General features: G+C 50.8%; 3 protein-coding genes and 1 pseudogene. All 4 read right to left on the minus strand.

Features of this window, described 5'->3' with window-relative positions; translation table 11 throughout:
- Positions 1–308: pseudogene (locus P0Y67_RS22125) on the minus strand (transketolase); the annotation flags it as partial.
- An 80-nt stretch (positions 309–388) separates the two neighbouring features.
- A complete protein-coding gene (gene tal, locus P0Y67_RS22130; RefSeq protein WP_342393618.1) occupies positions 389–1,339 on the minus strand; it encodes a transaldolase in 951 nt (316 codons plus the stop codon).
- 277 nt (positions 1,340–1,616) lie between these two features.
- The gene (locus P0Y67_RS22135) at positions 1,617–4,367 is read right to left on the minus strand and encodes an ATP-binding protein (protein WP_342393619.1); all 2,751 of its coding nucleotides are present in this window, start codon (positions 4,365–4,367) and stop codon (positions 1,617–1,619) included.
- A 153-nt stretch (positions 4,368–4,520) separates the two neighbouring features.
- A partial coding sequence (locus tag P0Y67_RS22140) for a lactate dehydrogenase (RefSeq protein ID WP_342393620.1) occupies positions 4,521–5,617 on the minus strand: 1,097 nt, incomplete at its 5' end.

The raw sequence follows: 5,617 nt of genomic DNA on the forward strand, positions 1-5,617 counted from the left end.
CCGTACTCAGGGTGACCCGGGGTTTTCGAGTGCAGCTGACGGAAGTTTTTCAGATCGTCAATTGTCAGCTCGTAACCGCTCAGGTGCAGCAGGGAGTAAATCAGCATAGAGCCGTGGCCGTTGGACAGCACGAAGCGGTCGCGGTCGGCCCAGTTCGGGTTTTGCGGGTTGTGATTCAGGTGGTCGCGCCACAGCACTTCCGCGATGTCCGCCATCCCCATCGGGGCGCCTGGGTGGCCAGAGTTGGCCTGTTGGACACCGTCCATGCTCAGGGCACGGATAGCATTCGCTAATACTTTACGATCCATAATTAGTTCTTCTTACTCAATACAGGTTGGTCATAAACGAGTGAGAGCAGCTCAGGTGCTGCTCTCAAATTGAAACGGGATTACAGACGCGCTTCGATCATGGTTTCCAGTTTACCCTGGTCGATCGCGAAGTTACGGATCCCTTCCGCCAGCTTCTCAATCGCCATTGGATCCTGGTTGTGATCCCACAGGAACTCCGCGTGTGTCATCGGTGCCGGACGCTCTTCAGATGCCACGTCAGCAGAGAGTTTCTGAACCACGTCACCTTGTGCTTCAGACAGCTCCTGCAGCAACTGTGGGCTGATGGTCAGGCGGTCACAGCCGGCCAGCTCCAGGATCTCCCCGGTGTTACGGAAGCTCGCGCCCATCACCACAGTGTTGTAGCCCAGGGCTTTGTAGTAGTTGTAGATAGCCGTGACTGACAGCACGCCCGGATCTTCAGCAGCGTCGAAGTCACGGCCTTCTTTGGCTTTGTACCAGTCCATGATGCGGCCGACGAACGGCGAGATCAGGAACACACCGGCTTCAGCACAGGCACGGGCCTGGGCGAACGAGAACAGCAGAGTCAGGTTACAGTTGATGCCTTCTTTTTCCAGAATCTCAGCCGCGCGGATCCCTTCCCAGGTCGACGCCAGTTTGATCAGGATGCGGTCGTTGCTGATGCCGGCATCGTTGTACATTTTGATCAGCTTGCGGGCTTTGGCCACGCTGGCGTCGGTGTCGTATGACAGGCGTGCATCCACTTCAGTGGAGATACGGCCCGGTACCACATTGAGGATTTCTTTGCCGATGTTGACCGCCAGCTTGTCACCGGCGTCTTCGATTTGCTGGGCTTTATCGCTGCTTTGCGCTTTGGCATAAGCAATCGCATCGTCGATGAGCGGTGCGTACTGTTCAATCTCTGCGGCTTTCAGGATCAGGGAAGGGTTGGTGGTGGCATCTTGCGGTTGGTATTTCTTAATCGCTTCGATGTCGCCGGTATCGGCAACAACAGTAGTAAGTGCGCGCAGCTGTTCCAGTTTGGTGCTCATATCTCTTGTCCTTTGCTGTGTTTGTGCAAACGTTAAGTTTGGCCTGTTGACTGTTCTTTTGAAGCCATGTCCGATGCTCTGAACATATGGATCGAAGCAAAATATTTGATGTCCCGATAATTAAATTTTTCTGTGTCGATGTCAATCGCGAAGCCCAATTCGAGCGGTTTTGTCAAACATTCTTTTGGTCACTTTGCCAGGGATAAAGCGAATGTTGAAAAGTGCGTCATGGCGATCATCCAGGCTGAGTTCGTAAGGTTTGATCAGCCTGAAGGAATTAGCCAATATCGACAGTTTGTTGCTGACGGCGAATTTCGTCACAAAGCGCTGATAGGGCTTGTGAAACCGCATCGAGCTCTGACTCCGAGGGGATCTGCGCAGCTTTCAGTTGCATCTCGACTATCCTGGCGCTGTGGCTGAGCTGCTTTGCACAAAGACTGGCGGAAGCCCCTTTCAGGGTATGACTGAGTAACATCGCTTGCTCCAAATCGTTTTCCTGGATGGCATGGCGGATCTTCTGGCCGTAGTCATGGTGATCATCTGCGAAAATGGCGAGAAAGTACGCAATCATATCCTTGTCCTGATCAAGCATTTCCAGCAGTTCTTCGGTGTCTATTTGAGTGATCTGATTTAAATCGAATGCTGTATGACTTGACGGTAACTCGGCTTGGTTAAGAGACGATAAAGTGTCGTTCAGAACAGGCTGATCCCGAAAATCAGGCTGTTTGAACGTTTGGCGTCGCAGATAGGCCATGTAGTCGATACGGTGGCGAAAGCGTTGAAGTGCATCCAGTAATTTTCGTTCGTCGAGCGGTTTGGTGATAACACAGTCGACCCCGGCATCCAGCATATTCTTCTGTGTTTCCTCAAACGCATCTGCGGTGCAAGCGAAAATCGGGACAATGCAGTAAGGTTCGGGCAGGGAACGAATTCGCCGGGTCGATTCCAGGCCGTCCATCACCGGCATGTGATTATCCATCAGGATCAAATCGTAGGGTTGGCGCTGCATCATGTCTAATGCTTGCAGACCGTTTTCCGCGGTGTGGGTATGAAATCCCCACTGTTTAAGAAAACTTTCCATGATCAGGACGTTGAGGTGGTTATCTTCAACAACCAGTACGTGAAGACCGGCAAAGGCCTCTTTGTCGATCTCGATGTTTTCGATGAACTCTTCCTGAGGGATCCCCGTATCAAGACAGAGGTTGACGGTAACAGATGTCCCAACGCCAGGCTCGCTGGTGAGCTCGACATTGCCGTCCATTAATTCTGCCAGCTGTTTGACGATACTTAACCCAAGGCCGGTGCCGCCATAACGCCGGCTGGTAGAGACTTCGGCCTGAGCAAATGGATCAAAGATGAGAGCCGTTCGCTCCGGCGCTATACCAATGCCTGTATCTTCGGCCACAATCGTCAACTGCTGTTGTTGCCCTCCGGTGAGCAGTGCCCGTCTCATACGCACTCTGACATGGCCTTTGTCTGTGAATTTTATGGCATTACTGGTCAGGTTAAACAGGATCTGCCGAATACGGGATTTGTCGGCGTAGAACCAGGTTTCCTGATCAAAGCCACAATCAATATTGAAAGCCAGGCCTTTTTCCTTCGCTAACGAGTAATAGGTGCTTTCAATGGTGCCGATCAGATCAGTAAAGCAGAAATGGGTTTTATCCAGTTTCAGCTTGCCTTGCTCTATTTTAGAGAAATCCAGAATATCGTTCAGCAATGACATCATGTGCTTACCCGAATCGAGCAGGGTGTTGAGGTGGTGCTTTTGCTCTGCGGTTAATTTGGTTTTCAGTAACAGTTGCGACAACCCCAGCATTCCGTTCATGGGGGTGCGTATTTCATGGGACAAGTTAGCCAGAAAGGCTGACTTGGCTTTATCTGCCGCTTTGGCTTTTTCCAGCGCCTGATTGAGGCGCTTCGTATCAGCTGAAATTTTATCGGCTCCCTGATTAAGGGCGTCATTGAGCAACTGAAATTCATACGGGCCTTCAAAGGAGGGGTTGGACTGATAATCCCCTAAACGGAACTGGGAGGCGAAGCGAGTCAGTTTGGCAATCGGGCCGGTAATTCGCTTCGTCAGTGCGATGGCAAGTAAAAGGATGAACACGCTGATCATTGCCAGTGCCAGCAGGAAGAAATGGTGTAATTCATCAATCACACTGATGGCGCTGTTCTGTGAGGTCACAGTGATCAATAACCAGACCGGCATGCCTTCTGCGTCTTTGATCTGCGAGGGGACCACCGCTGCGATCATCGCTTCGCCATCATCATCGTGGTAATTATTGATGCCGGATATGAACGGTGCGAAGGAGGACATTGACCCTGAACCTGCGACTAAATTGGCTTGGTAGAATTGCCTGAAATGGTGCAGGGACTGTTCAGTGGCACGACTGCTGAGTAGCAACTTGCCGTCAATATCGGTCAGATACACATTGTCGCCTGGGGCGACTTCATTGCCTAATTGTTCCAGTTGCTGTTTGATGTCATCCATTTTGTATTCAATCAGCAGGAAACCATCAGGCTGTTGTTTGATTCTTTTGGCCAGAAAGACAGTGGCTTCTCCCTTTTTGATCTGGGGACGGGAGATGTAGGTATTATTCTTGGTCAGCGCTTTGTCGATGTCTTCTAAATTCGGGGTATCAATATTATTAATGGTTAACCCTGCATCTGAGCTTGCATTGAGAGAATAATGACCGCCTTGTTCACGGACCTGATGCATAGCCGCAAAGGAAGGGTCGGTTTGCCCGAAATTATGAAAAAACTGGCCAATTTGTTCAGGCGGGCGGGAAAAAATAGGGGAGTGACTTAATAAATCCAGGTTTTTCAGTCGCAGAGTGTGTGTCTGATCCAGGCTCTGGGCCACGATATTATTGCGGGCATTAATGCCATCTGCAATTCTGTCCAGCGCGACCTCATTGAGTTTTTCACTGCTGATCCAGCCATAGATATAAGCAGGAAGAATGCCGACCGCTAGCATACTCACCAGCAAAATGGGCTTGATTCGATTGGGGACTATCCGTATCACCACATCACCTCAGAATTTTGTGTAACTTATCAATAAAGATTACGCACTGAAGATTATATGCCAAAGTGTGATGGGTGAGTGACGCTGAGCTAACAAAAATGACTTTTTGGCGTGGTCTGTTAAGCCGTTTAAACACAAAACAAGGTTGCTGAATTAATTAAGCAACTGCTCTAAGGTTAACGGCGAGCTCATAATGCCCAATTGCTGAGCGGGTGTTAAGCCATTGCGATCTTGTCGGCACAGGTTATGCCAGGCGCGGTAAATATCCAGCAGAGGTAGTAATCCGCCAGGCCTGGCTTTTCTTCTGGGTTCATCAACCAACTGCGCAAATTGCTGATAAAATCGCTGCTGATACTCATCCACTTCGCGGTGAGTTGCCAGTTGCAGCCATCTGGCTTCATTGTCTTTTTCGCCGCCTAAATGGCAGATGCCTTTGCCGACCTGATCAAACCGGGTAAATGCCCATCGGTCGCGCCACCATCCCAGTAACACGATGTCGATACGTCCTGCGGCATTGCCCTGCGGCCAATCCGGATCTTCTTCTACATAGACAGGTTCAATCGTGCCGGAGCGAATTCTGTTCAGAAACACAGACAGACACGCTGAACGCAACAGAGGTTCTTGCGGCATGAACAGCATGAGCTGAGTGTCATCACTCATTTGTTCATTGAGCTGTAAAAAATGCGCGTACACCGCATACTGAGGCCTGATCAGATTACCTTTGGCCGGGAAATGCTCAATGTTCTGGTCACTGCTTGGATCTTCCAGGTGCGGTCTCGATAACACTTCGCGGTATTTTGCATCGACTTTCGCCAGCAAACCCTGAGGGGCAGCCTGCGCTGCTGCCGGTGCGCTATTTTCCTGTCTGGCAAGGAAGCGGGCATTGGGGCTGTAAGGGTCGTGCAGCGTATCGGGTGTGCCTGCCTGTTCCGGGTGATAGTTAATGTGCTGGCTGAGGACATAGCCGGAATTGGCTTCGCAACTGGCAATCCAGTAAACGCCATTAGCCGCATGTGGCTGAAGCGGGCTGAGTGTACAGGCCAGCGCCAGCTGTGATCTGTGTTGTAACAAACGGGCATCAAAAACCGAAAGTTGCCGACGGCAGCGGCTGGCAATGTGGTTCAGCTGGTCGTAGAACGTTTTCGGATTCATACCGAGTCGCCGGCAGATATCCCGGATGGGATGACCGGTAAACAGCAGGGCGAGCAGCTTTTGCTGAACCTGGTGTTTAGGATTAAAGCCAGACCATA

This window comes from Photobacterium sp. SP02 (genome assembly GCF_038519165.1).
GTDB lineage: Bacteria > Pseudomonadota > Gammaproteobacteria > Enterobacterales > Vibrionaceae > Photobacterium > Photobacterium halotolerans.